Origin of the sequence: Achromobacter sp. EB05 (assembly GCF_044232075.1) — a bacterium.
Classification (GTDB): domain Bacteria; phylum Pseudomonadota; class Gammaproteobacteria; order Burkholderiales; family Burkholderiaceae_B; genus Achromobacter; species Achromobacter dolens.
On record NZ_CP155917.1, the window covers coordinates 5,939,105 to 5,964,816 of the forward strand.

The window sequence follows — 25,712 nt, forward strand, 5'->3', positions numbered from 1 at the left end:
TACCGCGTTGCCAACGCGTTCCTGTGCAGGCATTTTTTACTGCCGGACCCCACGCCCCCACGGGGGGCAATGCCTTCACGCCATCAGCGGCGCAGGCTTTCAACCTCTAACTTTCATACCCTACTTATTGCCGACTTAGCCGCCATGACCGACACCCCCGACCCTGCTGCCGTCTCGTCTCCCGCTGTCAAAGCCGCGGTGCTCTCCGAAGCGCTGCCCTATATCCGACGATTCCACGGCAAAACCATCGTGGTCAAGTACGGCGGCAACGCCATGACGGAAGAGCGATTGCAACGCAGCTTCGCGCATGACGTGGTGTTGCTCAAGCTGGTGGGTCTGAATCCGGTGGTGGTGCACGGCGGCGGTCCGCAGATCGACGACGCGTTGCGCCGCATCGGCAAGCAAGGCACCTTCATCCAGGGCATGCGCGTGACCGACGCCGAGACCATGGAAGTGGTCGAATGGGTGCTGGGCGGCCAGGTCCAGCAGGACATCGTCATGATGATCAACGAGGTCGGCGGCAAGGCCGTGGGCCTGACCGGCAAGGACGGCGGACTGATCCAGGCCCAGAAAAAGCTGATGGCCAACAAGGAGAACCCCGCCGAACCGATCGACATCGGCTTCGTGGGCGACATCACCCTGGTCGAACCGGCGGTGGTCAAGGCCTTGCAGGACGACCAGTTCATTCCGGTCATCTCGCCCATCGGCTACGGTGAAGACGGCACTGCCTACAACATCAACGCCGACGTCGTCGCCGGCAAGATGGCCGAAGTCCTGGGCGCCGAAAAGCTGCTGATGCTGACCAACACCCCGGGCGTGCTGGACAAGGGCGGCAAGCTGCTGCGCAGCCTGTCGGCCCAGACCATCGACGAGCTGTTCGCCGACGGCACCATCTCGGGCGGCATGCTGCCCAAGATCTCGTCGGCGCTGGATGCCGCCAAGAACGGCGTCAACTCGGTGCACATCGTCGACGGCCGCGTGCCGCACTGCCTGCTGCTGGAAATCCTGACCGACCAGGGCGTTGGCACGATGATCAGCTCGCACTGATGCGAGCGCTGCGCACCCTGCTGCGGCCGGCGGTGCGCCAGCGCCGCTCGCGCCGCACCGCCACAGGCGCCCCCGGGCGCCTGTGGTTGTTTGACCTGGACAACACGCTCCACGACACCTCGCACGCCATCTTTCCGCGGATCGATCACGGCATGACCATGGCCGTGGCCGAGGCGCTGGACGTGGACGTCGATACCGCCAACGCCGTGCGCAAGCAATACTGGCAGCGCTACGGCGCGACGATGATCGGCATGGTGCGCAACCATGGCATCGATCCGCACGCCTTCCTGCACCGCAGCCACGACTTCGATGTCAACCCGCTGGTGCGCGCCGAGAAGGCGCTGGCCTACAAGCTGCGGCAGTTGCCGGGCCGCAAGGTGCTGCTGACCAACGCGCCGCTGCATTACGCGCGCGCCGTGCTGCGGCGGCTGGGCATCCTGCGACAGTTCGACAGCCTGTGGGCCATCGAGCACATGCGGCTGCACGGCGAATTCCGTCCCAAGCCTTCACCCGCCCTGCTGCGCCACGTGCTGGCGCGCGAAGGCGTGCCGGCACGCCAGGCGGTGCTGGTCGAAGACACGCTTGCAAACCTGCGCGGCGCCCGTCGCGCCGGACTGCGCACGGTGCACGTATTCCATCCCGGCACGCCGTTCGGACGGGGCCGCGCGCAGCGACCGTCGTACGTCGACTTGCGGGTAAACTGCGTCAGTGATCTGCTGCTGCGCCGGCGTCCCTTGCGGGGCTAGCGCCCTCCTCTCCCACCCCCTGCCTGCGTAACACCAGACCCGTCCATGGCGAGCAAACCCGGCGAGCGCAAGACCCAGATTCTGCAGACCCTGGCCGAAATGCTGGAGCAGCCGCACGCTTCGCGCATCACCACGGCGGCGCTGGCCGCGCGCCTGGCGGTCTCGGAAGCCGCGTTGTACCGGCACTTCGCCAGCAAGGCGCAGATGTTCGAGGGATTGATCGAGTTCATCGAGACCAGCATCTTCACGCTGGTGAACCAGATCGCGACCGCCGAGCCCTACGGCCTGTCGCAGGCCCACCAGACGGTATCGATGCTGCTGACGTTCTCGGAACGCAACAAGGGCATGACGCGGGTGCTGACCGGGGACGCCCTGGTCACCGAGGACAATCGCCTGCAGGAACGGATCAACCACATCAACGACCGCATCGAGGCGTCGTTGAAGCAATCGCTGCGCATCGCCGTCAGCGATGGCGGCCTGCCGCCCGAGGCCAACGTGGCCGCGCACGCAAGCCTGCTGACGCACCTGGTGCTGGGCCGATGGCTGCGCTACGCCCAGAGCGGCTGGCGCGTGTTACCCACACAGCACCTGGACGAACAGTTGCGCCTGGCGCTGGGTTGACCTTATTCGCGTCATAACACGAACGAATTAGCGGTCTTGTGCGACTGCGATCCCTGCATTTGTTTGTTTTTATGCAACATTCGCAGGGTTGCGATTTTCGGCAGCCGACGAGCATAATCTCCGGATCGGTTTTCCGACAAGCACGATTGTCCCCCAAATTGACATCTATCAATACGGGTTTTCCTTAATGCCGTCACGATCATTCTGTAGCGTCGGCACTTCGTTCTGCACCAGCCAAGGCTTGGCAACGAGGCGCCGTCAGTTTGACCTCAACCGGAGATGGATATGACTGCGGAAACCGCTGTCCCTGCCTCGCAAGCCCCCAAGAAAACAAAAATCCCGATCGGCCTGGTCGCCGGCTTCATCGTCATGATCGGCGTGCTGATGCTGCCGCTGCCCGCCGACCTGCCGGTCGCAGGGCATCGCATGCTGGCCATCCTGGCCTTCGCGGTGGTGGTGTGGATCACGGAAGCCGTGTCCTACGAAGCCAGCGCGATCATGATCACGACGCTGATGGCCTTCCTGCTGGGCACCGCGCCCACAATCAAGGATCCCCAGGTGCTGTACGGCACCTCGGCTGCCATCAGCATGGCCTTGACCGGCTTTGCCAACTCGGCGCTCGCGCTGGTCACCGGCGCCCTGTTCATCGCCGCGGCCATGACCTTCACCGGGCTGGACAGGCGCATCGCGCTGGTGACGCTGTCCAAGGTCGGCACCAGCACGCGCCGCATCCTGATCGGATGTATCGCGGTGACCATCGTGCTGAGCCTGGTGGTGCCCAGCGCGACCGCCCGCAGCGCCGCCGTGGTGCCCATCATGATGGGCGTGATCGCGGCCTTCGGCGTGGACAAGCGCTCGAACATCGCCGCCGGCATCATGATCATCGTGGCGCAGGCCACCAGCATCTGGAACGTCGGCATCCAAACCGCCGCCGCGCAGAACCTGCTGACCGTCGGCTTCATGGAAAAGATGCTGGGCCAGCGCGTGGCCTGGTCGGACTGGCTGATCGCGGGCGCACCGTGGTCGCTGATCATGTCGGCCGTGCTGATCATCATCGTGCTCAAGCTGCTGCCGCCGGAGAGCGACAGCATCGCGGGGGGCAAGGAAGCCGTCGAGAAATCGCTGCTCGAGCTTGGCCCGATGACGGGCGCGCAAAAGCGCCTGATGGCCGTGTCGGTCATGCTGCTGCTGTTCTGGTCGACCGAAGGCAAGCTGCACAAGTTCGACACCACCTCCACCACCTACTTCGGCCTGGTGCTGCTGCTGTTGCCGCGCTTTGGCGTGATGACGTGGAAAGACGTGCAATCGCGCATTCCATGGGGCACCGTGATCGTCTTCGGCGTCGGCATCAGCCTGGGCACCGCGCTGCTGACCACGCAGGCCGGCCAATGGCTGGGCAACCAGGTGGTGGCGCACACCGGCCTGGACCATCTCGGCCCGCTGGCCATCTTCGCGATCCTGTCGGCCTTCCTGATCATCATCCACCTGGGGTTCGCCAGCGCCACCGCGCTGACCTCGGCGATGCTGCCGATCCTGATCTCGGTGCTGGCCACGCTGCCGGGCGACTTCAGCCGCCTGGGCATGACCATGCTGCTGGGCTTCGTGGTGAGCTATGGCTTCATCCTGCCGATCAACGCGCCGCAGAACATGGTGTGCCTGGGCACGGAAACCTTCAACGCCAAGCAGTTCGCCAAGGTCGGCATCCTGGTCACCATCATCGGCTACGCGCTGATGATGCTGATGGGCATGACCTACTGGCGCTGGCTGGGCTGGCTGTAAGGAGACCGCATCATGAAGATCTCCATTGCCCAAGCCAATGAATACGGCCGTCGCGTGCTGATGGCGCAAGGCGTGCCGGAAGATATCGCGCGCGACGTGGCCGAGCACCTGGTGGAGTCCGACCGCGTGGGCTACACCAGCCACGGCCTGTCCATCCTGACCAACTATCGGCGTGTGCTGGCCGAAGGCCTGGCGCAGGCCGACGGCCGCCCCGAACTGCTCAACGACCGTGGCGCCATGCTGGCCTACGACGGCCACAACGGCCTGGGCCAGTACGTGGGCAAGGTCGTGATCGAGCAGGCCATCGAGCGCACGCAGGCGCACGGCCAGTGCATCCTGACGCTGCGCCGCAGCCATCACCTGGGCCGCATGGGCCACTACGGCGAGATGGTGGCGGCCAAGGGCCTGATCCTGCTGGCCTTCACCAACGTGATCAACCGTGCCCCCACGGTGGCGCCTTTCGGCGGCGCGCGCGCCTGCCTGACGACCAATCCGCTGTGCTTTGCCGGCCCGTTGCCGGGCGGCCGCCCGCCGTTCATCGTCGACATGGCGACCAGCTCGATCGCGGTGAACAAGGCGCGCGTGCTGGCGGCCAAGGGCGAGCAGGCGCCTCCGGGGTCGCTGATCGATGCGCAGGGCAATCCGACCACGGATCCGGGCGCGCTGTTCACCGATCCGCCGGGCGCCCTGCTGCCGTTCGGCGGCCACAAGGGTTACGCGATGGGCCTGGTGGCCGAGCTGCTGGCGGGCGTGCTGTCCGGCGGCGGCACGATCCAGCCGGAGCATCCGCGCAACGGGGTGGCGACGAACAACATGTTCGCGCTGCTGCTGGATCCGCAGGTGGACTTCAATACCGACTGGCGCTCGATGGAAGTGGGCGCGTTCATCGACTACCTGCATGCCTGCCCGCCGCAACCGGGCGTGGACGGCGTCCAGTATCCGGGCGAGTACGAAGCCCGCAACCGCGAGCTGAACGCGGAGTCGCTGGAATTCGCGCCCCCAATCTGGGATGGATTGAAGAAGCTGGCCGCGGACTTAGGGGTGCCTGAAGCGTTGCCTTGAGGGTTTGTGTTTACGGTTGTTTTTGCGGGCGGCTCAGGGGTTCTTGAGCCGCCCGTTGCGTTGGCGGGCGGGGGCGGCGGGGCTACGATTGCGGTCCGGAGCGTTCGCTCCGGACTGCCCCGTTGTCAACCTCGTACGCCTTCGGCTCCCTACGGTTTCCCTCGGGCGCATCTACACGCCCCGCCTCCCCCGCCCGCCAACGCAACGGGCTCACGTCGTCTTGGTTTCGCCATTGCAGGGACGAGCAGTGTGCTTGGCGTTTTTGCCAACGACTGGAATGGAGGGGAGGATCTTGCGGGGCCCGCCCAAAGCCGGCCGCGCGGGCGGCCTTTTTGGGCTTACGCGATGTGGAAACGTCGAGGGGGTGGCGGCGTAGCCGCTGGTGAGGGACGTGTGATGTTCATCGGCGTGGTCGGCGCGACAGGCCCGTCACGCGCACTACGTTCTACGCCGCGCCGACCACCACCGCCCCTCCCCTGACCATGCGGAGTTATCAGAACCCCACTCGTCACCCACGCGCAGCGAACCCCGCCCCGACGCCAGACACCATGTATGCCGTTGATGGCCGCCCGCGCGGCCATCATCGGCGGGCGACGCAAGACTCTCTCCTTACCCCACGCTGCAGCAGCGTCACATTCCTCGACACCGGTAGCCCGGGGCGGTGGGCGCACGGGTGGGCGCGCCGTTCAGATGCGCCCGACGGAAACCGTAGGGAGCCGAAGGCGGACGAGGTTGAGGACGGGGAAGTCCGGAGCGAACGCTCCGGACCGCAATCGTAGGCGCGCCCACCCGTGCGCCCACCGCCCCGGGCGGCCTACGAAGAAAAAATCAGCTCTTGACCGACCGATGCCGACTAATGCTCATCATGATCCCAAACGCGATCCCCATGGTGAACAGGGCCGTCCCCCCATAGCTCATGAACGGCAATGGCACCCCGACCACAGGCAGAATCCCCGTCACCATGCCCACGTTCACAAATACATAGATGAACAGCATCATCGTCAACGCCCCGGACAGCAACCGCCCGAACTGCGATGACGCGCGCGAAGCGATGGTCAGGCCGCGGGCCATCATCAGGCCGTACAGCACCAGGATGGCGATGCCGCCGTACAGGCCGAATTCCTCGGCGTAGACGGCGAAGATGAAGTCGGTGGTGCGTTCGGGAATGAAGTCCAGATGGGTCTGCGTGCCCTTCATGTAACCCTTGCCGTAGACGCCGCCCGAGCCCACCGCGATCATCGACTGGATCGTGTGGAAGCCCTTGCCGAGCGGGTCGGAACTGGGGTTGAGCAGCGTGCAGACGCGGTGCTTCTGGTAGTCGTGCAGCACCACCCAGTTGACGTCCGGTTCGCATAACTGGTCTTCGTAGTACACCAGCGTGCCGATGCCGATGATGCCGGCCAGCATGACCGGGACCAGCAGCTTGAATGAGAGGCCGGCAAAGTAGATGACGAAGAAACCGGCGCCGAACACCAGCAGCGCGGTGCCCAGGTCGGGTTGCAACACGATCAGGCCGAAAGGGGCCGCCAGCATCGCGGCGGCGGCCAGGAAGTCGCGGATGCGGACCGCGCCCTCGTGGCGCTGGAAGTACCAGGCCAGCATCATGGGCACGGCGATCTTCATCATCTCGGACGGCTGGATGCGGGTCACGCCCAGGTTGAGCCAGCGCGTCGCGCCCTTGCTGGTCTCGCCGAAGAATTCCACGCCCAGCAGCAGCACCACGCCGACCACGTAGAACGGCAAGGCCAGCTTCATCAGCCACTTGGGCGGGATCAGCGCCATGGTCCACATGGCGAAGAAGGCGATGATGAAGTTGCGCGACTGCTCGGCGAAGCGCCAGTCGGTGCCGCCCACCGCCGAATGCATGACGGTCAGGCCGAGCGCGGCGAACATCATCAGGATCGCCAGCAGCGGCCAGTCGAAGGCAGTGAAGACGCGCAGCAGGATCAGGCCGAGACGCTTCATTGTTGGCGCACCAGGTCGGAGGTGATGGTTTCGACCGAGGCCGTCGACGCGTTGCGCTCGGGGCGCTGGATCTTGTCCTGGCGGTCCTTGGACAACCAGTAGTCGAATACCTTGCGCGCCACCGGCGCGGCCACGCTGGCGCCCCAGCCGGCGTTCTCGACGATCAGGGCGACCGCGATGCGCGGGTGTTCCAGCGGCGCGAAACCCATGAACAGCGCGTGGTCGCGCAGGCGTTCGTCGATGGCGCTGGCGCGGTAGTGGCCGCCACGCAGGCTGAAAACCTGGGCCGTGCCGGTCTTGCCGGCGGCCTGGTAGGGTGCATTGGCAAACGCGCGGCGCGCCGTGCCGGCGCGGACCACGTCGGCCATGGCGTTCTTGATGACGTCGACGTTGGCCTGCTTGAGCGGGATGCGGTAGTCGGGCGCGGACTCGGTGGGCTTGGCCACGCCCGAGCGCGGATCCCGCACCGCGTGCACCAGGTGCGGACGGCGGTACAACCCGTCGTTGGCCAGCGTTGAGGTGCCCTGCGCCAACTGCAGCAATGTGAAGGCGTTGTAGCCCTGGCCCACGGCGACGGAGATGGTCTCGCCGGCGTACCAGCGCTGGCGTTCCTTGTCCTTGTAGGCCGAACGCTTCCAGTCGGTGGACGGCAGCACGCCGCGCTTTTCGCCTTCTAGGTCGATGCCGGTGATCTGGCCGAAGCCGAATTGCTTGGTGAAATCGTGCAGCGCGTTCACGCCGATCTCGGGGCCCAGCGAATAGAAATACGTATCCGACGACACCACGATGGCCTTGTGCATGTCGGTCATGCCATAGGCGGCGCCGCCGGCGTTGCGGAATTTCTGGCCGCCGAACTCGAAGTAGCCGGGATCGGAGATGCGGTCGGTGGCGCGGCGCTTGCCCAGCTCCAGCGCCGCCAGGCCAACGAAGGGCTTGTAGGTCGAGCCGATCGGATAGGTGCCGTACAGAGGCCGATTGATCAGCGGGTGGTCCGGCGATTCGTTCAGCATGCGCCAGTTGTCCACGTCGATGCCATCGACGAACAGGTTGGGGTCGAACGAAGGCTGCGATACGAAGGCCAGCACCTCGCCGGTGTCGGGATCGATCGCCACCAGCGCGCCACGCTGGCCGACGAAGGCTTCCTCGGCCACCTTCTGCAGGCCCAGGTCGATCGACAGCATGATGTCCGAACCAGGCACGGGATCGATCCTGCGCAGCGTGCGCATGGGGCGTCCGCCCGCGGTCACTTCCACTTCTTCGAGGCCGGTGCGGCCGTGCAGGGCTTCTTCCCAGGTTTTCTCGATGCCCTTCTTGCCGATGACGTCAGTGCCCCGGTAATTGCCCAATTGGCCGGCGCGCTCGAGTTCCTCGATGTCGCCCTCGGCAATGCGGCCGATGTAGCCGACCACGTGGGCGGCGGACTGGCCTTGCGGATACTCGCGCACCCAGCGCGCGCGCAGCTCGACACCCGGAAACTGGAAGGCGTGGGCGGCGAACCAGGCGGCCTCGGTTTCATTGAGGTTGTTGCGCAGTTGCAGGCTGGCGTAACGGCTGGACTCGGCCGCGCGGCGCTTGAAGCGGCGTTGGTCGGCCGGGCTGATGTAGACCACCTGCGTCAACCGCTCGAACAGCGCATTCATGTTGCCGGCCTGCGCCGGCACCACTTCAAGCGTGTAGGTGCGGTAGTTGCGCGCCAGCACCTCGCCGTTGCGGTCGAGGATCTCGCCGCGGCGCGGCGGGATCGGCACCACCGCGATGCGGTTGCGGTCGGCGCGCTCGGACAGGCCTTCGTAGCGGTCGACCTGCAGGTACCAGAACCGGCCCACCAGCACGCCGAAGCAGGCCAGCGCGAACACGCCGCCCACCCAGGCGCGCAGGCGAAAGCGCTGCTTCTGCTGCTGGCCGGTTTTCTTGAATTCGAACATGAGACGCGGCGCCGCCGTCAGGCGGAGGAAGATTCGGCGTCGTCGGCGCCGCGCTGCGGCAAGTGCAGCACCCAGCCCGCCAGCGGCCACAGGGCGGCCGTGATGGCCACGCTGACGCCCCAATCCCAACCCGGCCACTTGCCGGCCAGCCAGGCGTGGATGATCTGGGTGAGGAAACGGGCGATCAGGAACACAGGCAGCATGTGCATGGCCTGGCTCCAGAGGTCGAACCGTTGCAGGCGGCGGTGCAGCACCACGGCGCCGTAGGCGACCAAGGTGTAGGACAGCGCGTGCTCGCCGAGCAGGCCGGCGTCATGCACGTCCATCAGCAGGCCGAAAAAGAAGGCGGTGAACAGGCCGACACGGCGCGGCTCGTGCACGCACCAGAAGGCGATGATCAGGATCAGGACGTCCGGCGCGCCCTGCCACAGGCGCCAGGGCAGCAGCGACACCAGCCAGACCAGCAGGATGGTGCCCCAGACGAACACCCCGTGCGCGGGGCCCGACAGGCGTTCCGGGTGGACGTTGCTGGGCGTGCCCAGCCGGCGCCGCGGTTGCCCGGATGATTGTTGGTTAGTCCGATCCACCGGAATCGACCTCCTGACGGTTGGACTCGGCACGTTCCACGTCCACCTGCAGGACCAGGAAGTGGCGATAGCGTTCAGGGTGGGCCAGCGGTTCGCAGACGGCGCGCGCGAAGCCGGAAGCGGTATCGCGCTCGACCGAGGTTACTTTGGCCACCGGCAGGCCGGCGGGAAACAGCCCGCCGACACCGCTGGTGACGATCGTATCGCCTTCCTTGATGTCGGCATTGGCCGCGAGGTAACGGACCTCCATCTTGCCGGGAGAGTTCCCGCCAAAGGCGATCAGCCGCAGGCCATTGCGCAGCAGTTGCACCGGAATGGACACCTGCTCGTCGGTGACCAGGGCGGCTTCGGCCGTCATGGGGGTCACGCGCACGATCTGGCCGACCACGCCGCCTTCATCGATCACGGGCATGCCCGGCGCCAGGCCGGCCTTGCTGCCCTTGTTGAACACCAGCCGCTGGTTGAAGGCGTTGGTAGGCTCGTACAGCACTTCCACCACCACGGCCGACTGCGCCACGGTATCGGTCACGCCAAGCAGGCGGCGCAATTGCGCGTTTTCGGCGGCCAACTGGGCCGCGTGCGTGGCAACCTGGGCCAACTCGATGCGCTGGCGCTGCAGGGCTTCGTTTTCAGTGCGGATGAGGTTGGCGGCATTGACCCACTCGTTGACCTGTTGGACCAGGTCGCGCGGCGCCATGACGGCGCGCTGGAAGGGATACAGCGCCACGGACATCGCGCGGCGCGCCGGTTCCAGCATGCGCCACTGCGAATCCATGATGATCAGAGCCAGTGCCAGGACGACCAGGATGACCAGCCGCACCTCCGCGGGAGGGCCGCGCCTGAATAGGGGGGGAGTCCCTTGTCGTTGCATGAATCTCAGCCCGGGCGCCCGCGCCCGCAGCCCCCGCAGCGGCCGGAGCCTGGAAAAAGCGGGGCTCCGGGCTGGCGGGCGGAATTAGTCGTTGATGAAGATCGCGCCCAGTTTCTCAAGATGTTCCAGCGCCTCGCCGCAGCCGCGCACGACGCAGGTCAGGGGATCATCGGCGACCACCACCGGCAGGCCGGTCTCTTCCTGCAGCAGGCGGTCGAGGTCGCGCAGCAGCGCGCCACCGCCGGTCAGGGCAATGCCCTTGTCGGTGATGTCGGCGCCGAGTTCGGGCGGGGTCTGCTCCAGGGCGATCTTGACGGCCGAGACGATCTGGTTGAGCGGGTCGGTCAGCGATTCCAGGATTTCGTTGGACGACACCGTGAAACTGCGCGGCACGCCTTCGGCCAGGTTGCGGCCCTTGACTTCGATTTCGCGGACCTCGGAACCCGGGAAGGCCGAGCCGATTTCCTTCTTGATGAGTTCGGCGGTGGGTTCGCCGATCAGCATGCCGTAGTTGCGGCGGATGTAGTTGACGATGGCCTCGTCGAACTTGTCGCCGCCGACGCGCACCGAACCCTTGTAGACCATGCCGCCCAGCGAGATGACCGCCACTTCGGTGGTGCCCCCGCCGATGTCCACGACCATGGAGCCGCTGGCGTCGGAGACGGCCAGGCCGGCGCCGATGGCCGCGGCCATGGGTTCTTCGATCAGGAACACGTGCGAGGCGCCGGCGCCGAGGGCCGATTCGCGGATGGCGCGGCGTTCAACCTGGGTGGAACCGCAGGGCACGCAGACGATGATGCGCGGGCTGGGCGCCAGCATGTTGCGCGGGTGCACCATGCGGATGAACTGCTTGAGCATCTGCTCGGTGACCGTGAAGTCGGCGATGACGCCGTCCTTCATGGGCCGGATGGCCTCGATGTTGCCGGGCACGCGACCCAGCATCTGCTTGGCCTCCTGGCCGACGGCCTGGATGATTTTCTTGCCGTGCGGCCCGCCTTCATGACGGATAGCGACCACGGAGGGCTCATCGAGCACGATGCCCTTGCCGCGGACGTAGATCAGCGTATTGGCGGTACCGAGGTCGATCGCCATATCGCTGGAAAAATAACTGCGCAGGAATCCGAACATGGGAGCTCAGCTAAATTCTGGGGGGAATTGGGGTCATGCCGCGGGGCGTACGGCCCAGGAAAGCCTGGGTGCGCCTGTCATCACGGCGATTAAACCGTGAATCATAACTTATAATTTCCCCGGAAATAGCGCATAAATGCAGGCTATTCAAGCTTTGTAACGGGTTTGGCATGTGCATACTGCCCAGTCCCCCCTCGGCCTCCGCTTCTCTATATTTGCAATCCCCATGGCGCTCAATGACACAGATGTGGCCCGCATTGCCAGGCTGGCCAGAATCGAACTGACCCCGGACCAGCGCGGCCACGCGCAGGCCGAGCTCAATGGCATCCTCCACCTGATCGAACGGCTGCAGGCCGTCGACACCCAGGGCGTCGAACCCCTCGCCCACCCGCTGTCGGCCCACGAGGACATCGTGCTGCGCCTGCGCCAGGACGCCGTGACCGAATCCGCCTCGGAGGCCCGCCGCGCCGAACTGCTGGCCAACGCCCCCGATGCCCAGGACGGTCTTTTCCTGGTCCCCAAGGTTCTCGATTAAGCCATGACCCAACCCGCCCTGCACACCCAATTCGAGGGGATCGCCGCCCTGCGCGCGGCCCTCGACCAACGCCAGGTCAGCGCCGTCGAGCTGGCGCAAAGCTCGCTCGCGGCCGCCGAAGCGGCCAGCGGCCTGAACGCCTTCTTACATATTGACGCCGAATTGACGCTGGCCCAGGCCCGCGCCGCCGACGCCGCGCTGGCCGCCGGCAATGCCGGCCCGCTGGCCGGCGTGCCCATCGCCCACAAGGACGCCTTCGTCACCCGCGGCTGGCGCACCACCGCCGGCAGCAAGATGCTGGACGGCTACGTCAGCCCGTTCGACGCCACCGTGGTCGAGCGCCTGCAGGCCGCCGGCGCCGTGTCGCTGGGCAAGCTCAACTGCGACGAGTTCGCCATGGGCTCGGGCAACGAAAACTCGGCCTACGGCGCGGTCCGCAACCCCTGGGATCCGGCCGCCGTGCCCGGCGGCTCGTCGGGCGGTTCGGCCGCGGCCGTCGCCGCCCGCCTGGTGGCCGCCACCACGGGCACCGACACCGGTGGCTCGGTCCGCCAGCCCGCCGCGCTGTGCGGCGTCAGCGGCATCAAGCCGACCTATGGCACCGTGTCGCGCTACGGCATGGTCGCCTTCGGCTCGAGCCTGGACCAGGCCGGCCCGCTGGCCCCCAGCAGCCGCGATCTGCTCGAACTGCTGGACGTCATCAGCGGCTTCGACCCGCGCGACGCCACCAGCCTCGAGAAATGCGACGCCGCCATCAACGAACCGGGCCGCGTGCGGCGCGATTTCGACGCCGCGCAAGGCAGGTTCGACGCCGCCGGCAGCCAGCCCCTGAAGGGCCTGCGCATCGGCGTGCCCGAGGAATACTTCGGCGCCGGCCTGGCCCCGGACGTGGCCGCCGCGGTGCAGGCCGCTCTGGCCCAGTTCGAAGCCCTGGGCGCGGTGCGCGTGCCGGTGTCGCTGCCGCGCACCGAGCTGGCCATCCCCGCCTACTACGTCATCGCCCCCGCCGAAGCGTCGAGCAACCTGGCGCGCTACGACGGCGTGCGCTACGGCCACCGCGCCAAGCAGTACGGCGACCTGAACGAGATGATCAGCCGCTCGCGCGCCGAAGGTTTCGGCGACGAGGTCAAGCGCCGCATCCTGATCGGCACCTACGTGCTGTCGCACGGCTATTACGACGCCTATTACCTGCAGGCCCAGCGCGTGCGCCGCATGATCGCCCAGGACTTCCAGCGCGCCTTCGCCGGCCAGTGCGACGTCATCATGGGCCCGGTGACCCCGACGGTGGCCAAGAACATCGGCGACAACCGCGACGACCCCACCGCCGACTGGCTGGCCGACGTCTACACGCTGGGCGTCAGCCTGGCGGGCCTGCCGGCCATGTCGGTTCCGTGCGGTTTCGGAGGAAGCGAGAATCGCCGCCCCGTCGGCCTGCAGATCATCGGCAATTACTTCGACGAAGGCCGCCTTCTGGCCATCGCCGACCGCTACCAACAAGTCACCGACTGGCACAAAGCCTCGCCGGCCCAGCAGGACGCCTAAACAATGAACTGGGAAATCGTCATCGGCCTGGAAACGCATACGCAGCTTTCCACCGACTCCAAGATCTTTTCGGGCAGCAGCACCGAGTTCGGCGCCGCGCCCAACACCCACGCCAACGAAGTCGACCTGGCCCTGCCCGGCAGCCTGCCGGTCATGAACCGCGGCGCCGCCGAACGCGCCATCCGCTTCGGCCTGGCGGTCGGCGCCGAGATCGCGCCGCGTTCGGTGTTCGCCCGCAAGAACTACTTCTACCCCGACCTGCCCAAGGGCTACCAGATCAGCCAGTACGAACTGCCGGTGGTGGTGGGCGGTTCGCTGTCGTTCTTCGTCGGCGAGGAAGAAAAGACCGTCAACCTGACGCGCGCGCACCTGGAAGAAGACGCGGGCAAGTCCTCGCACGACAATTTCACCCTGGCCAACGGCTCGCCGGCCAGCGGCATCGACCTGAACCGCGCCGGCACGCCGCTGCTGGAAATCGTCACCGAACCGGAAATGCGCTCGGCCGCCGAGGCCGTGGCCTACGCCCGCGCCCTGCACAGCCTGGTGGTGTGGCTCGGCATCTGCGACGGCAACATGCAGGAAGGCTCGTTCCGCTGCGACGCCAACGTCTCCGTGCGTCCGGTCGGCCAAAAGGAATTCGGCACCCGCACCGAGATCAAGAACGTCAACTCGTTCCGCTTCCTGGAACGCGCCATCACGTATGAAGCGCGGCGCCAGATCGAGCTGATCGAGGACGGCGGCACCGTGGTCCAGGAAACCCGCCTGTACGACGCCGACCGCGACGAAACCCGCAGCATGCGCAGCAAGGAAGACGCGCACGACTACCGTTACTTCCCCGATCCCGACCTGCCCACGCTCGTGATCTCGCGCGAATGGGTCGACCAGGTCCGCGCCGCCATGCCCGAACTGCCGGCCGCCCAGCGCGCCCGCTTCGAGTCCGAGTATGGCCTGCCGGCCTACGACGCCGCCCAACTGACCGTCAGCCGCGATCTGGCCGCCTATTTCGAGGCCGTGGCGCACGCGCTGCCGGCCGGCCAGGCCAAGCTGGCCGCCAACTGGATCATGGGCGAAGTGGCCGCCACCCTGAACAAGGAAGAAAAGGCCATCGCCGAGGCGCCGGTGCAGGCGCCGGCCCTGGCCGCGCTGATCAACCGCATCATCGACGGCACGATCTCCAACAAGATCGCGCGCGAAGTGTTCGGCGCCATGTGGGCAGGCGAAAACGGCGGTCAGGCCGACGCCATCATCGAGGCCCGCGGCCTGAAGCAGATCAGCGACACCGGCGCCATCGGCGCCATGATCGACGAGGTGCTGGCGGCCAATCCGGCCATCGTCGAGGAGTACCGCGCCGGCAAGCAGAAGGCGTTCAACTCGCTGGTCGGCCAGATCATGAAGGCCGCGCGCGGCAAGGCCAACCCGCAGCAGGTCAACGACCTGCTCAAGCAGAAGCTGGATAGCTGATCCCTCTGCGCCACCCCGACCTCGAGGCGGCGCGCAAGATCAGACCACTCCTATGGCCGCGGCATCTTGTCGCGGCCTTTTGCTTGGCCAAGAATGATCCGGTCAATTCCGACTGGAGATTTCGGCCATGAACGCCCCCTACCTATCCATCCCACGCGAACAAGTTGCGGATCGACTCGACGAAATGATCCAAGCCGCAAACGATGGTGTGTTCGTTGTCATCACCCATGACGGTCTGGCGCAAGCGCAGCTCAGGCGGGTCAATCCCCTGATGACCGAAGCGGGTCACAATGCGATAGAAGAACTGAAACGGTTCCCGGCCATCCCGTACACCGACGAAGCCACCTGGTGGTACGCCGTCAAAGGGGTCCGCGAATGAAGCTCGTGCTCGATGCCTCGGTTGCGTTGAGCTGGCTGCGATTGCCCAGTCAAACCTGCAGCGAACAGGCGTTTGCCATCCTGGACGACCTGAACGGCGAAGCCATCCTTGTCCCGCAGATCTGGCCAATGGAAGTGGCTCAAGGCACCTTGCGCGTCGAGCGGCAGCAACAGGCCACGGCAGCCATATTGGCCAAATTCTCTGCCGTGCTGAACAGCGTACCCGTCGTCAACGAATCGCGCCCCTCTACCGCCTGGTTGCCTCAATGCGAGCGGCTCGCCCGCGAACACGGGCTTACCGTTTACGACGCATCGTACCTGGAACTCGCGTTATGGCGCGGTGCGGCGCTAGCCACGTTCGACAAACGTCTGGCGCAAGCGGCACATGCGAGCGGCGTGTTGGTCGTTGGGCATGAGCCGACCCACAGGCTTGACGAGCCTGTCGCGCGATACGGTGGCCGGCAATGCCTTGGCCGACTCGCGCTTACTTCACCCCGTACTTCGTCCGGTACGCCTGCACCGCCTCGCGGTGCTCGGCGAACGCGGCGTCGTCCTGCAGCAACGCCATGATGTCCGCCAGCGATGCAATCGCCACCACCGGAATGCCATAGGTCTTGGCCACGTCCTGCACCGCCGAGTGCGCCGACAGCGCGTCGTCGGCGCCCGCGCGTTCCATGCGGTCCATGGCGATCAGCACCGCGGCCGGCTCGGCGCCGGCGCTGCGGATGATCTCCACCGACTCGCGCACCGAGGTGCCCGCGGTGATCACATCGTCGATGATGACGACCTTGCCCTTGAGCGGCGCGCCCACCAGGGTGCCGCCTTCGCCGTGGTCCTTGGCTTCCTTGCGGTTGTAGGCAAACGGCACGTCGCTGCGGCCCTGCATCTCGGGATGGCTGGCCAGCGCGACAGCGGTTGCCGTGGCCAGCGGGATGCCCTTGTAGGCCGGGCCGAACAGCATGTCGAAGGCCACGCCCGAATCCAGGAGCGCCTGGGCGTAGAAACCCGCCAGCTTGCCGACCGATGCGCCGCTGTTGAACAGGCCCGCATTAAAGAAATAGGGACTGATACGACCGGACTTCACCTTGAAGCTGCCAAAGCGCAGCACGCCTTCGTTCAGGGCGAAGCGGACAAAGTCGAGCGAGGTGGCGGAGGCGGTGTGGGCGGCAGACATGCGAGGAGGATCCGGGAGGTGGCAAACCCCGGCATTTTATCCGCTGTCGGGGCCTTTCCCGGACAACGTCGCCCAGTCGGTTAAATTCCTGGCATTGTTCCGGCCGTTTCCGGCCGCTCTACAGGAGTCCCGCTTTGCTGCGCATCACGTCGATCAACCTCAATGGCATCCGGTCCGCCTTCCGCAAGGGCCTGCAACCCTGGATGGAAAAGCACGCCGCCGACGTGCTGTGCCTGCAGGAAATCAAGGTGTCCGACGAGGATCTGACCGATGACCTGCGCCACCCGCCGGGCTACACCGGCCACTTCCACCATGCCGTCAAGAAAGGCTACAGCGGCGTCGGCATCTACCTGCGCGACGCGGCCGAGCGCGTCAACATCGGCCTGGGCTGCGAGGAGTTCGACCCGGAAGGCCGCGTCATCCGCGCCGACTGGAAAAACCTGTCCGTGATCAGCGCCTACCTGCCCTCCGGCTCCAGCGGCGACGAACGCCAGCAGGCCAAGTACCGCTTCCTGGACCGCTTCGGCCCATGGATCGACGAGTTGATGCACGAACACAAGAAGACCGGCCGCGAATTCATCATCTGTGGCGATTGGAACATCGCCCACAAGGAAATCGATCTCAAGAACTGGAAGGGCAACCTGAAGAACTCCGGCTTCCTGCCCGAGGAACGCGCCTGGCTGACCGACGTCTTCGACAAGCGCGGCTTTGTGGACGTGTTCCGCACCATCGACGACCGCCCCGACCAATACACCTGGTGGAGCAACCGAGGCCAGGCCTGGGCCAAGAACGTCGGGTGGCGCATCGACTACCAGATCGCCACGCCGGGCATCGCCGCCCGCGCGCGCAGCGTCGCCATCTACAAGGACGAACGCTTTTCCGACCACGCGCCGCTGACCATCGACTACGACGCCACGCTCTGAAGACGCGGGCGGCGGGGAGCCGAAGTCCGCCGCCCGAGCATGATTCTGTTCAAAATAAAATTAGGGACATATAAAGCAGAACTGACCTCGCAAGATGAGGACCATATCCCGCCAAAAGGCCGGATTCCCCTATGAGGCGGCGATCCCACACCGCGCCCGAGATCTCAATTATATTGGGGACATATAAATTTTCCCTGTGAATTCAATGCCCCATGGCTTCACCTATGAAATCTCGGGTTCTCCGCCCACTCGCCAAAGTCTAATGCGACCCCAATAAAATAAGAAAAAAGTGCTTTGATATCAAGATGATGGCGCGCCTCCCGGCTTTGCGCAGGGCAACAAATTAGCCCTACAATCTCGCACCAAGCCGGTGCGTATTGCACCAATCCGGAGATTCGACGCCCCAAAAAAGCGCATCTCCGCACTCATTCGAAGCGCCCCCAAGGAGATCATGTTGAAAGTGCAGCGTCTGGACGACTTCCTGCGTAGCGTCGCCGTGCGCGATCCGCAGCAACCGGAATTCATGCAAGCCGTCCAGGAGGTGATGCTGAGTCTGTGGCCTTTCATCGAAAAGCACCCCCACTACGCCGAGCACGCCCTGCTCGAGCGCCTGGTGGAACCGGAACGCGTGATCCAGTTCCGCGTGTGCTGGACCGACGACAAGGGCCAGGCGCAGGTCAACCGCGCTTTCCGCATCCAGCACAGCTCGGCCATCGGCCCGTTCAAGGGCGGCATGCGTTTCCACCCCTCGGTGAACCTGTCGATCCTGAAGTTCCTGGCGTTCGAGCAGACCCTGAAGAACTCGCTGACCACGCTGCCCATGGGCGGCGGCAAGGGCGGCTCCGACTTCGACCCCAAGGGCAAGTCCGACGCCGAAGTCATGCGCTTCTGCCAGGCCCTGATGATCGAGCTGTACCGCCACCTGGGCCCGGACACCGACGTGCCGGCCGGCGACATCGGCGTGGGCGCGCGTGAAGTCGGCTTCATGGCCGGCATGATGAAGAAGCTGTCGAACTCCACCGCCAGCGTCTTCACCGGCAAGGGCCTGACCTTCGGCGGCAGCCTGATCCGCCCCGAAGCCACCGGCTACGGCACCGTCTACTTCGCCGAGGAAATGCTCAAGCGCGTCGGCAAGTCGTTCGACGGCCTGCGCGTGTCGGTCTCGGGCTCGGGCAACGTGGCCCAGTACGCCATCGAGAAGGCCATGGCGCTGGGCGCCAAGGTCGTGACGGTGTCCGACTCGAACGGCACGGTGGTCGACGAAGCCGGCTTCAACCACGAGAAGCTGGTGGCGCTGATGCACGTCAAGAATGACCTGCGCGGCCGCCTGGACGCCTACGCACGCCAATTCGGCCTGGTCTACGAACCCGGCAAGCGCCCGTGGCACGTGCCCGTGGACGTGGCCCTCCCCTGCGCCACCCAGAATGAGCTGGAGCTGGCCGACGCCGAAACGCTGATCAAGAACGGCGTGCAATGCGTGGCCGAAGGCGCCAACATGCCCGCCACCCTGGACGCCGCCAAGGCCTTCATCGCTGCCCGCGTGCTGTACGCCCCGGGCAAGGCCAGCAACGCTGGCGGCGTGGCCGTGTCGGGCCTGGAGATGGCCCAGAACTCGGCCCGCCTGGCGTGGACCCGCGAAGAAGTGGACACGCGCCTGCACGCCATCATGCGCGACATCCACGAGAATTGCGTGCGCCACGGCCACAGCGAGCGCGAATACGTGAACTACCTGGACGGCGCCAACATCGCCGGCTTCGTCAAGGTCGCGGACGCGATGCGCCAGCAAGGGCTGTATTGATCGACATGCCGGCACCCCGTGCGCCGGCTGGCGGCAAAAGAAAGGCGGCAGGCTCGATCAGCCTGCCGCCTTTCTTTATTCCGGACCGCCTGGCGGGATCAGTGCTTCATCGCCCCGTGGTCATGGCTCATGCCGGGATTGTGCGAAGCCGGCTTGACCTTGAACTGCACCGCCACCTCGCCCGCCTTTTCAAACTTGAGCGTGGCCGGCACGGTGGCGCCCTCGGCGAACGGCGCCTTCAGCTTGATGAACATGACGTGATAGCCGCCCGGCGAAAGTTTGACCTCGCCATTGGCCGGCAGCGGAATGCCGCCCTCGACCTGGCGCATCTTGGCCACGCCGTTGGCGGTTTCGACCGTATGCAGCTCGACGCGCTCGGCGGCGTCGGAAGAGATCGATAGCAGGCGGTCGGGCGTCTTGGCATCGTTGTCGATATCCATGTAGCCGGCGCCGTTGGACTGGCCCGGCGCGGACGCGCGCACCCAGAGATCATCGACCTCGACCTCGCCAACCTTGTAGTCCTTGGCCCAGGCGGACCCGGCCGCGCACAGGCCCAGGATGGCGACAGCGGCGAACTTGCGGATGTTCATGAGGTGTTCTCCTAAAGGGTTAACGCCGCCGGACCAGGCTGCGGGCGGCTGACAGAACCGAGTCGGTCAAAGCTTCCATGGCCTCGGAGTTTACCCGCCAATGCTGCCAATACAGGGGCACATCCTCCCAGGCGCGGCCCCGCAGCAGCACCAGATGACCTGCGTCAAGATGTTCCTGCACCAGCGGCAGCGGATTCATCGTCCAGCCCAGCCCGCCCAGCGTAGCCTGCACGAAGGCGCGCGTGGACGGCACCCACCAGACCGGCGGCTGCCACGGCGCCGGGTCGGAGATCTTGTGGGCGAAGCGGGCCTGCAAGGCGTCCTTGCGGTTGAACACCAGCACTGGCGCCTGCGCCAGCGTCTGCGCGTTCACGCCTTGCGCGAAGTAGCGTTTGTGGAAAGCCGGCGTGCACGTCGCTACGTAGCGCATGCTGCCCAGCGCATGGATGCGGCAGCCCTGCACCGGATCGGCCAGCGTCGTCACCGCGCCCAGCACCGAGCCGTTGCGCAGCAGCGCGGCGGTGTGGTCCTGGTCTTCGGACTGCATGTCGAGCGTGGCGCGGGTGCGGTTGGAAAACTGCAGCGCCGCGTCGACGAACCAGGTCTCCAGGCTGTCGTGGTTGACGGCGATGGGGATGCTGGCGTGCGGCACATCGTCGTCCGCCACGCCCAGCCGGTTCAGCGCGTCGTGCTCCAGCAGCGCGGTCTGCTCGGCCAATTGCACCAGTACCTGACCGTCGGCGGTGGCGGCGGCCGGCACGGTGCGCTGGACCAGCAGCCGGCCCATGCGGTCTTCGAGCGCCTTGATCCGCTGCGACACCGCCGACGGCGTCACGCTCAACGCCAGCGCGGCCCGTTCGAAACTGCCTTCGCGCACCACCGCGGCCAGGGCGCGCAGGTTGCCATGATCGATTTTCATTGGATTAGTTTTGCTTAATATAGTGAAGGAAAATTAGCTGTATTTCATATTGGCGGCAAGCGAAAATGTTGCATTGCCGGCATGCGCGACGCTGCCGGCCCGGTATTCAAGCGCCGCCACAAGGCGTTGCAGTCAAAAGGTTCGCAGTCATGTTCGCCACGTTGTCCTCCCCCCTCTTCCTCACCGCCTGGGCCAGCGGCACGGCCACCGGGCTGGGCCTGTTCGCCGTCGTCGGCGCGCAGAGCGCATTCATCCTGCGCCAGGGATTGATGCGCGCGCACCTGCTGTCGGTGGTCGCCATCTGCGCCCTGATCGACGCCATCTTCATCTTCGCCAGCGTCTCGGGCCTGCAGGCCCTGACCGCCTGGTTCCCGTGGCTGACCACCGCGGTGCTGTGGTTCGGCGTGGCGTTCCTGTCCTGGTACGCGTTGCAATCGGCGCGCCGCGCCTGGACCGCCACCGGCGGCCTGGCCGCCGCGCGCGACGTGGTGCCCTCGCGCCGCGCCGCGATGCTGGGCGCGCTGGGCTTTTCGCTGCTGAACCCGCATTTCTGGCTCGACATGGTGGTGGTGGGCTCGCTGGCCCACGGCTTCGAGGACGCCCGCATGGCGTTCGCCGCCGGCGCCTTCACCGCCAGCCTGCTGTGGCTGGCCGTGCTGGGCATCGGCTCGCGCCTGTTCGCGCGCTTTTTCGCCAGCGCCTCGGCCTGGCGCGTGCTGGACGGCGTCATCGCCGTGGTCATGGCCGGCCTGGCGATCAGCCTGGCGGTCAAGGGCGTCTGACGGCCATGCCCGATACCGCCGCCTGTCCTGCTGGCCCCGCCCACCCGAGGCCAGCGCGCTACACCGCCACCTTCATCTTCGCCAAGAAGCAGTTCGACGACGACTTCCACCGGCTCGACCAGGCCATCGCCACGGCGGCGCGGACCACTCCGGGCTACCTGGGCGAGGAAGCCTGGGAAGATCCCGCGCGCGGCCTGTACGCCAATGTCTACTACTGGGAATCGCTTGAAGCCCTGGAAGCCCTGATCCGCCACCCCGCCCACCAGCAGGCCAAGGCCGCGCAGTCGCGCTGGCTGGACGGCTACCGGGTGATCATCGCCCAGGTGCTTAGGGAATACGGGGACGGACTGCCCGGTCCAGCACTTTTATAATCGCCGGGTTGCCACTCTTTCGTCGGGCGCATGGCCGGCCCGCCAGACGATCATGCGCGGACCCTCCCCTTCCAAAGACGTGCGCCTGCCGCCGCTGGCCGCCATCCAGGCCTTCGAGGCGGCCGCCCGGCTCGGTTCGTTCGAGCGCGCCAGCGAAGAACTCTTCGTCACCGCCAGCGCCATCGGCAAGCGCATCGCCGCGCTGGAAGCGCAGCTCGACGTCACCCTGTTCATCCGCAGCAGCCGAGGCGCCACCCTGAGCGCCGCCGGGCGCGAATACCTGGAGCAGGTGCGCACCGCGCTCGACCTGCTGTCGGACGCCTCGCTGCACAAGCGCGGCGAACCCAAGCTCGAGCCCCTGCGGGTCGTTTCCACGCCCACCTTCGCCCGCCAGGTGCTGATCCCCGCGCTGCCCGGTTTCACCGCCGCCCATCCGGACGTCGAGCTGGAGATCATGCTGTCCATTCCCTACCTGGACATCACGCCGCCAAACGCCGATGTCTGGATCCGCTTCGGCAGCGGCAAATACCCCGGCCTGCATGCCCGGCCGCTGACCACCGACCCGGTGTTCGCCGTGTGCTCGCCGGCCTATCGCGACGCCCACGGCCCGTTCGACCGTCCCCAGGACCTGGCGCGCGCCGCGCTGCTGCGCTGCCCGATGGAACCCTGGCGTCCATGGCTGGCCGCGGCGGGATTGGACTGGCCCGAGCCCGCCCGCGGCGTCTGGCTCGTCGACCTGGGCATGATGCTGGCGGCGGCCCGCGCCGGCCAGGGCATCGCCTTGACCCGCCGCACCCTCGCCGCCGAATGGCTCGATGAAGGCAAGTTGCTGCGCGTGCTCGACATCGAAACACCGGGTGAATCCCAGTACCACCTGTGCACCGAAATCTCGCGCCCGCCCGGCGGCGCGGCCCAAGCGTTTTCCCTATGGCTGGCCGAGGTCTGCGAACGCGCATCCCAATGGCCGCGCGGCCTGCCGGCCAAGCCGGAATAAATTTCCAGCCCAGGGCGGAAGGAAATTCCGCGCACCCTGGCGCATCGCTGGCTAGGATGCGCCGAACATGACCGCGCGCGACAGGCAGGCGTCGCGTCTCGGCGTTGTCGGATCTTTTTCCATCGCATGCTGCATCGCAGCGCCCGAATCCGGCGCCCGTGCGCCCGTACTAGGTATTTACGCGGAAAAACCCCGCGCGGTCAGATTCGCGTAAGCGATTAAGCAGACAGTCACAACACGCAACACAGGAGCGCGCCACCAACCTCTTTCCTCGCCGCCTGGCGCCGGCACACGGTTTTCCACGCAGTTCTACTAATTACAACGGAGACATCCATGGATTTTCGTTTGAAGCTGCTTGCAGGAACCCTTGCTTTTGCCGTATCGGCCGCGGGCTACGCCGCCGACCCCATCAAGATCGGCGTGGCCGGTCCCTACACTGGAGGCTCGTCCTCCATGGGCGTCAGCATGCGCGACGGCGTGCGCCTGGCCATCGAGGAAATCAACAAGAGCGGCGGCGTGCTCGGCCGGCAACTGGTCGCGGTGGAGCGCGACGACGAAGCCAAGAACGAACGCGGCGTGCAGATCGCCCAGGAGCTGATCAACAAGGAACAGGTCACGGCCACGGTCGGCTACATCAATACCGGCGTGGCGCTGGCCTCGCAGCGCTTCTATCAGGACGCCAAGATTCCGGTGTTCAACAACGTCGCCACCGGCAGCGTCATCACGCACCAGTTCAAGGCGCCGGAATACCCGGACAACTACGTGTTCCGCAACGCGGCGCACGACAGCATCCAGGCGCCGATGATTGTCGAAGAAGCCATCACGCGCCGCGGCTTCAAGAAGGTCGCGATCCTGGCCGACTCCACCAACTACGGCCAGCTCGGCCGCGAGGACCTGGAAAAGGCCCTGGACGCCAAGGGCATCAAGCCGGTGGCCGTCGAGAAGTTCAACATCAAGGACGTCGACATGACGGCCCAGTTGCTCAAGGCCAAGGCCGCGGGCGCAGAAGCCGTGCTGACCTACGGCATCGGCCCCGAGCTGGCGCAGATCGCCAACGGCATGGCCAAGCTGGGCTGGAAGGTGCCGATCATCGGTAGCTGGACGCTGTCGATGGCCAACTACATCGACAACTCCGGCGCCAATGGCGAAGGCGCGCGCATGCCGCAGACCTTCATCCAGGACCCGGACACGCCCAAGCGCAAGGCGTTCATCGACGCCTACCTGGCCAAGTTCAAGCCCAAGAACAACCGCATCGACTCGCCGGTGTCGGCAGCCCAGGGCTATGACTCGATCTTCCTGCTGGCCGCGGCCATCAAGCAGGCCAACTCCACGGATGGCCCGAAGATCCGCGAGGCGCTCGAGAACCTGCAGACGCCCGTCGAAGGCGTGGTGATGACCTACAACAAGCCCTTCACCCACGACAACCACGACGCGATTACCGCCAAGGAAGTGGTCATCGGCGAGGTCAAGGGCGGCCGCGTGGTCAAGGCCAACTAAGTTCGTCCGCAGCAATGCGGCGGCGGCTGCCCGGCCGCCGCCGCCGGCGTCCCCGTGCGCGGGGCGCCGGCATGCAGTCGCCTGACAACAGCGTTCTGCCCAAGGGGGTTGGGACGGAACACAGCGCCTCACGACACATACCATGATTCTTCTACAGCTTATCTATAGCGGTATCGCGCTAGGCATGATCTATGCCGTCATCGCGTTCGGATACCAGCTCACCTTCGCCACATCCGGCACCCTGAACTTCGGCCAGGGCGAAGCCCTGATGCTGGGCGCGCTGGTCGGGCTCACGCTGGTCGGACTGGGCGTGAACTACTGGGTCATGATCCCCATCGTCTGCATCTTCGGCTTCGCGCAAGGCGTGCTGGTTGAACGCGTCGGCGTGCGGCCCGCCATCAAGACGCGTTCGGAGTTCGGCTGGATCATGGCCACCATCGCACTGGGCATCATCTTCAAGAACGTGGCCGAGAATGTCTGGGGCCGCGACGACCTGCGCTTTCCCTCGCCGCTGCCCGAGGCGCCGATCCAGGTGCTGGGCGCCAACGTGCTGCCGATGGAACTGCTGGTGGTGTTCGGCGCGCTGGCGATGATGCTGCTGGTGGAAGTGTTCAACCGCAAATCCATCTATGGCAAGGCCTTCGTCGCCACCTCCAATGACCGCGACGCCGCCGGCCTGATGGGCATCAACACCGGCATGGTGATCACGTTTTCGTATGCCCTGTCGTCGCTGACCGCCGCCTTCGCGGGCGTGCTGGTGGCGCCGCTGACGCTGACCGGCGCCACCATGGGCGCGGTGCTGGGCCTGAAGGCCTTCGCGGTCGCCATCATCGGCGGCCTGTCCAGCGGCATGGGCGTGGTGGTGGGCGGCCTGATCCTGGGGATCGCCGAAACCACCACCGGTTTCTATCTTTCGACGGGGTACAAAGACGTGCCGGGACTGGTCCTGCTGCTGCTCGTACTGACCTTCAAGCCCGCCGGCCTGTTCGGCAAGACCGCGATCAAGAAGGTGTAATC

The 25,712-nt window shown here is 66.0% G+C and carries 25 protein-coding genes; 17 read left to right on the forward strand and 8 right to left on the reverse strand.

Going from position 1 to position 25,712, the window contains the following annotated elements; all coding sequences use genetic code 11:
* Positions 1–144 precede the first annotated feature (144 nt).
* The 5 genes from argB to AAID08_RS27115 all read left to right on the forward strand — a co-directional run bounded on the left by argB (position 145) and on the right by AAID08_RS27115 (position 5,255).
* On the forward strand, positions 145–1,047 hold the full coding sequence (argB, locus tag AAID08_RS27095; protein ID WP_026382124.1) for an acetylglutamate kinase: 903 nt from the start codon (positions 145–147) through the stop codon (positions 1,045–1,047).
* Positions 1,047–1,793, forward strand: a complete 747-nt coding sequence (locus AAID08_RS27100) for a pyrimidine 5'-nucleotidase (protein WP_269872924.1) — start codon at positions 1,047–1,049, stop codon at positions 1,791–1,793. The genes argB and AAID08_RS27100 overlap by 1 nt, the downstream gene beginning before the upstream one ends.
* Before the next feature lie 45 nt (positions 1,794–1,838).
* Positions 1,839–2,414: a nucleoid occlusion factor SlmA gene (slmA, locus tag AAID08_RS27105; RefSeq protein WP_054500386.1), complete on the forward strand. Its 576-nt coding sequence runs from the start codon at positions 1,839–1,841 to the stop codon at positions 2,412–2,414.
* Between the two features lie 285 nt (positions 2,415–2,699).
* A complete protein-coding gene (locus AAID08_RS27110) occupies positions 2,700–4,193 on the forward strand; it encodes a DASS family sodium-coupled anion symporter (RefSeq protein WP_395757142.1) in 1,494 nt (497 codons plus the stop codon).
* Between the two features lie 12 nt (positions 4,194–4,205).
* Entirely contained in the window at positions 4,206–5,255 is a 1,050-nt protein-coding gene (locus AAID08_RS27115; protein WP_395757143.1) for an Ldh family oxidoreductase, read from the forward strand.
* Positions 5,256–6,083: 828 nt separating this feature from the next.
* Here AAID08_RS27115 and rodA read toward each other — a convergent pair.
* From rodA to AAID08_RS27140, 5 genes are all read right to left on the reverse strand, one after another.
* Positions 6,084–7,220, reverse strand: coding sequence for a rod shape-determining protein RodA (rodA, locus tag AAID08_RS27120; RefSeq protein WP_049076918.1), 1,137 nt, complete (start codon positions 7,218–7,220; stop codon positions 6,084–6,086).
* Entirely contained in the window at positions 7,217–9,145 is a 1,929-nt protein-coding gene (gene mrdA / locus AAID08_RS27125; protein ID WP_054500383.1) for a penicillin-binding protein 2, read from the reverse strand. Before mrdA ends, rodA begins: the two co-directional genes overlap by 4 nt.
* Before the next feature lie 17 nt (positions 9,146–9,162).
* Positions 9,163–9,732, reverse strand: a complete 570-nt coding sequence (gene mreD / locus AAID08_RS27130) for a rod shape-determining protein MreD (RefSeq protein ID WP_054500382.1) — start codon at positions 9,730–9,732, stop codon at positions 9,163–9,165.
* On the reverse strand, positions 9,719–10,603 hold the full coding sequence (gene mreC / locus AAID08_RS27135) for a rod shape-determining protein MreC (RefSeq protein WP_049076925.1): 885 nt from the start codon (positions 10,601–10,603) through the stop codon (positions 9,719–9,721). Before mreC ends, mreD begins: the two co-directional genes overlap by 14 nt.
* A gap of 84 nt (positions 10,604–10,687) precedes the next feature.
* On the reverse strand, positions 10,688–11,731 hold the full coding sequence (locus tag AAID08_RS27140; protein ID WP_006391829.1) for a rod shape-determining protein: 1,044 nt from the start codon (positions 11,729–11,731) through the stop codon (positions 10,688–10,690).
* A gap of 226 nt (positions 11,732–11,957) precedes the next feature.
* Here AAID08_RS27140 and gatC point away from each other — a divergent pair, with 226 nt between their 5' ends.
* The 5 genes from gatC to AAID08_RS27165 all read left to right on the forward strand — a co-directional run bounded on the left by gatC (position 11,958) and on the right by AAID08_RS27165 (position 16,217).
* Entirely contained in the window at positions 11,958–12,266 is a 309-nt protein-coding gene (gene gatC, locus AAID08_RS27145) for an Asp-tRNA(Asn)/Glu-tRNA(Gln) amidotransferase subunit GatC (protein ID WP_054500381.1), read from the forward strand.
* A 3-nt stretch (positions 12,267–12,269) separates the two neighbouring features.
* Positions 12,270–13,808: an Asp-tRNA(Asn)/Glu-tRNA(Gln) amidotransferase subunit GatA gene (gatA, locus tag AAID08_RS27150; RefSeq protein ID WP_395757144.1), complete on the forward strand. Its 1,539-nt coding sequence runs from the start codon at positions 12,270–12,272 to the stop codon at positions 13,806–13,808.
* 3 nt (positions 13,809–13,811) lie between these two features.
* Positions 13,812–15,269, forward strand: a complete 1,458-nt coding sequence (gatB, locus tag AAID08_RS27155; protein WP_144655739.1) for an Asp-tRNA(Asn)/Glu-tRNA(Gln) amidotransferase subunit GatB — start codon at positions 13,812–13,814, stop codon at positions 15,267–15,269.
* Between the two features lie 127 nt (positions 15,270–15,396).
* Positions 15,397–15,648, forward strand: coding sequence for a hypothetical protein (locus AAID08_RS27160; protein WP_054500378.1), 252 nt, complete (start codon positions 15,397–15,399; stop codon positions 15,646–15,648).
* Positions 15,645–16,217, forward strand: a complete 573-nt coding sequence (locus AAID08_RS27165; RefSeq protein WP_081273661.1) for a type II toxin-antitoxin system VapC family toxin — start codon at positions 15,645–15,647, stop codon at positions 16,215–16,217. The genes AAID08_RS27160 and AAID08_RS27165 overlap by 4 nt, the downstream gene beginning before the upstream one ends.
* Here AAID08_RS27165 and pyrE read toward each other — a convergent pair.
* Complete coding sequence (gene pyrE / locus AAID08_RS27170) at positions 16,132–16,821, reverse strand: orotate phosphoribosyltransferase (protein ID WP_064528428.1); 690 nt, start codon at positions 16,819–16,821, stop codon at positions 16,132–16,134. The two genes, AAID08_RS27165 and pyrE, sit on opposite strands and share 86 nt — an antisense overlap.
* A gap of 134 nt (positions 16,822–16,955) precedes the next feature.
* Here pyrE and AAID08_RS27175 point away from each other — a divergent pair, with 134 nt between their 5' ends.
* Both AAID08_RS27175 and gdhA read left to right on the forward strand, forming a co-directional pair.
* A complete protein-coding gene (locus tag AAID08_RS27175; RefSeq protein ID WP_049076940.1) occupies positions 16,956–17,744 on the forward strand; it encodes an exodeoxyribonuclease III in 789 nt (262 codons plus the stop codon).
* Between the two features lie 451 nt (positions 17,745–18,195).
* Complete coding sequence (gene gdhA / locus AAID08_RS27180) at positions 18,196–19,542, forward strand: NADP-specific glutamate dehydrogenase (protein ID WP_054500375.1); 1,347 nt, start codon at positions 18,196–18,198, stop codon at positions 19,540–19,542.
* A 98-nt stretch (positions 19,543–19,640) separates the two neighbouring features.
* Here the strand turns inward: gdhA and AAID08_RS27185 are convergent, their stop codons facing one another.
* Positions 19,641–20,132, reverse strand: coding sequence for a copper chaperone PCu(A)C (locus AAID08_RS27185; RefSeq protein ID WP_054500374.1), 492 nt, complete (start codon positions 20,130–20,132; stop codon positions 19,641–19,643).
* Between the two features lie 19 nt (positions 20,133–20,151).
* The gene (locus tag AAID08_RS27190) at positions 20,152–21,051 is read right to left on the reverse strand and encodes a LysR family transcriptional regulator ArgP (protein ID WP_064528424.1); all 900 of its coding nucleotides are present in this window, start codon (positions 21,049–21,051) and stop codon (positions 20,152–20,154) included.
* Positions 21,052–21,200: 149 nt separating this feature from the next.
* On the opposite strand from AAID08_RS27190, the gene AAID08_RS27195 reads away from it, so the two are divergent.
* The 5 genes from AAID08_RS27195 to AAID08_RS27215 all read left to right on the forward strand — a co-directional run bounded on the left by AAID08_RS27195 (position 21,201) and on the right by AAID08_RS27215 (position 25,710).
* Positions 21,201–21,833 carry a LysE/ArgO family amino acid transporter gene (locus tag AAID08_RS27195; protein WP_054500373.1) on the forward strand — a complete coding sequence of 211 codons (633 nt, stop codon included), beginning with the start codon at positions 21,201–21,203 and terminating at the stop codon, positions 21,831–21,833.
* A 5-nt stretch (positions 21,834–21,838) separates the two neighbouring features.
* Positions 21,839–22,204 carry an antibiotic biosynthesis monooxygenase family protein gene (locus AAID08_RS27200; protein ID WP_395757145.1) on the forward strand — a complete coding sequence of 122 codons (366 nt, stop codon included), beginning with the start codon at positions 21,839–21,841 and terminating at the stop codon, positions 22,202–22,204.
* A 52-nt stretch (positions 22,205–22,256) separates the two neighbouring features.
* Positions 22,257–23,198: a LysR substrate-binding domain-containing protein gene (locus tag AAID08_RS27205; RefSeq protein ID WP_063569609.1), complete on the forward strand. Its 942-nt coding sequence runs from the start codon at positions 22,257–22,259 to the stop codon at positions 23,196–23,198.
* A gap of 333 nt (positions 23,199–23,531) precedes the next feature.
* Positions 23,532–24,695: an ABC transporter substrate-binding protein gene (locus tag AAID08_RS27210; protein ID WP_049076952.1), complete on the forward strand. Its 1,164-nt coding sequence runs from the start codon at positions 23,532–23,534 to the stop codon at positions 24,693–24,695.
* A 142-nt stretch (positions 24,696–24,837) separates the two neighbouring features.
* Positions 24,838–25,710, forward strand: coding sequence for a branched-chain amino acid ABC transporter permease (locus AAID08_RS27215; RefSeq protein ID WP_049076953.1), 873 nt, complete (start codon positions 24,838–24,840; stop codon positions 25,708–25,710).
* Positions 25,711–25,712: the final 2 nt, after the last annotated feature.

Excerpts from the sequence above, each read along its gene's own strand:
- AAID08_RS27100 (WP_269872924.1), top strand. The coding sequence starts at position 1,047 with ATGCGAGCGCTGCGCACCCTGCTGCGGCCGGCGGTGCGCCAGCGCCGC.
- gatB (WP_144655739.1), top strand. The coding sequence starts at position 13,812 with ATGAACTGGGAAATCGTCATCGGCCTGGAAACGCATACGCAGCTTTCC.
- AAID08_RS27160 (WP_054500378.1), top strand. The coding sequence starts at position 15,397 with ATGAACGCCCCCTACCTATCCATCCCACGCGAACAAGTTGCGGATCGA.
- gatA (WP_395757144.1), top strand. The coding sequence starts at position 12,270 with ATGACCCAACCCGCCCTGCACACCCAATTCGAGGGGATCGCCGCCCTG.
- AAID08_RS27215 (WP_049076953.1), top strand. The coding sequence starts at position 24,838 with ATGATTCTTCTACAGCTTATCTATAGCGGTATCGCGCTAGGCATGATC.
- rodA (WP_049076918.1), bottom strand. The coding sequence starts at position 7,220 with ATGAAGCGTCTCGGCCTGATCCTGCTGCGCGTCTTCACTGCCTTCGAC.
- AAID08_RS27200 (WP_395757145.1), top strand. The coding sequence starts at position 21,839 with ATGCCCGATACCGCCGCCTGTCCTGCTGGCCCCGCCCACCCGAGGCCA.
- mrdA (WP_054500383.1), bottom strand. The coding sequence starts at position 9,145 with ATGTTCGAATTCAAGAAAACCGGCCAGCAGCAGAAGCAGCGCTTTCGC.
- AAID08_RS27110 (WP_395757142.1), top strand. The coding sequence starts at position 2,700 with ATGACTGCGGAAACCGCTGTCCCTGCCTCGCAAGCCCCCAAGAAAACA.
- AAID08_RS27115 (WP_395757143.1), top strand. The coding sequence starts at position 4,206 with ATGAAGATCTCCATTGCCCAAGCCAATGAATACGGCCGTCGCGTGCTG.
- AAID08_RS27185 (WP_054500374.1), bottom strand. The coding sequence starts at position 20,132 with ATGAACATCCGCAAGTTCGCCGCTGTCGCCATCCTGGGCCTGTGCGCG.
- slmA (WP_054500386.1), top strand. The coding sequence starts at position 1,839 with ATGGCGAGCAAACCCGGCGAGCGCAAGACCCAGATTCTGCAGACCCTG.
- AAID08_RS27190 (WP_064528424.1), bottom strand. The coding sequence starts at position 21,051 with ATGAAAATCGATCATGGCAACCTGCGCGCCCTGGCCGCGGTGGTGCGC.
- gatC (WP_054500381.1), top strand. The coding sequence starts at position 11,958 with ATGGCGCTCAATGACACAGATGTGGCCCGCATTGCCAGGCTGGCCAGA.
- AAID08_RS27195 (WP_054500373.1), top strand. The coding sequence starts at position 21,201 with ATGTTCGCCACGTTGTCCTCCCCCCTCTTCCTCACCGCCTGGGCCAGC.
- argB (WP_026382124.1), top strand. The coding sequence starts at position 145 with ATGACCGACACCCCCGACCCTGCTGCCGTCTCGTCTCCCGCTGTCAAA.
- AAID08_RS27165 (WP_081273661.1), top strand. The coding sequence starts at position 15,645 with ATGAAGCTCGTGCTCGATGCCTCGGTTGCGTTGAGCTGGCTGCGATTG.
- AAID08_RS27210 (WP_049076952.1), top strand. The coding sequence starts at position 23,532 with ATGGATTTTCGTTTGAAGCTGCTTGCAGGAACCCTTGCTTTTGCCGTA.
- AAID08_RS27205 (WP_063569609.1), top strand. The coding sequence starts at position 22,257 with ATGCGCGGACCCTCCCCTTCCAAAGACGTGCGCCTGCCGCCGCTGGCC.
- AAID08_RS27140 (WP_006391829.1), bottom strand. The coding sequence starts at position 11,731 with ATGTTCGGATTCCTGCGCAGTTATTTTTCCAGCGATATGGCGATCGAC.
- pyrE (WP_064528428.1), bottom strand. The coding sequence starts at position 16,821 with ATGTCTGCCGCCCACACCGCCTCCGCCACCTCGCTCGACTTTGTCCGC.
- mreC (WP_049076925.1), bottom strand. The coding sequence starts at position 10,603 with ATGCAACGACAAGGGACTCCCCCCCTATTCAGGCGCGGCCCTCCCGCG.
- gdhA (WP_054500375.1), top strand. The coding sequence starts at position 18,196 with ATGTTGAAAGTGCAGCGTCTGGACGACTTCCTGCGTAGCGTCGCCGTG.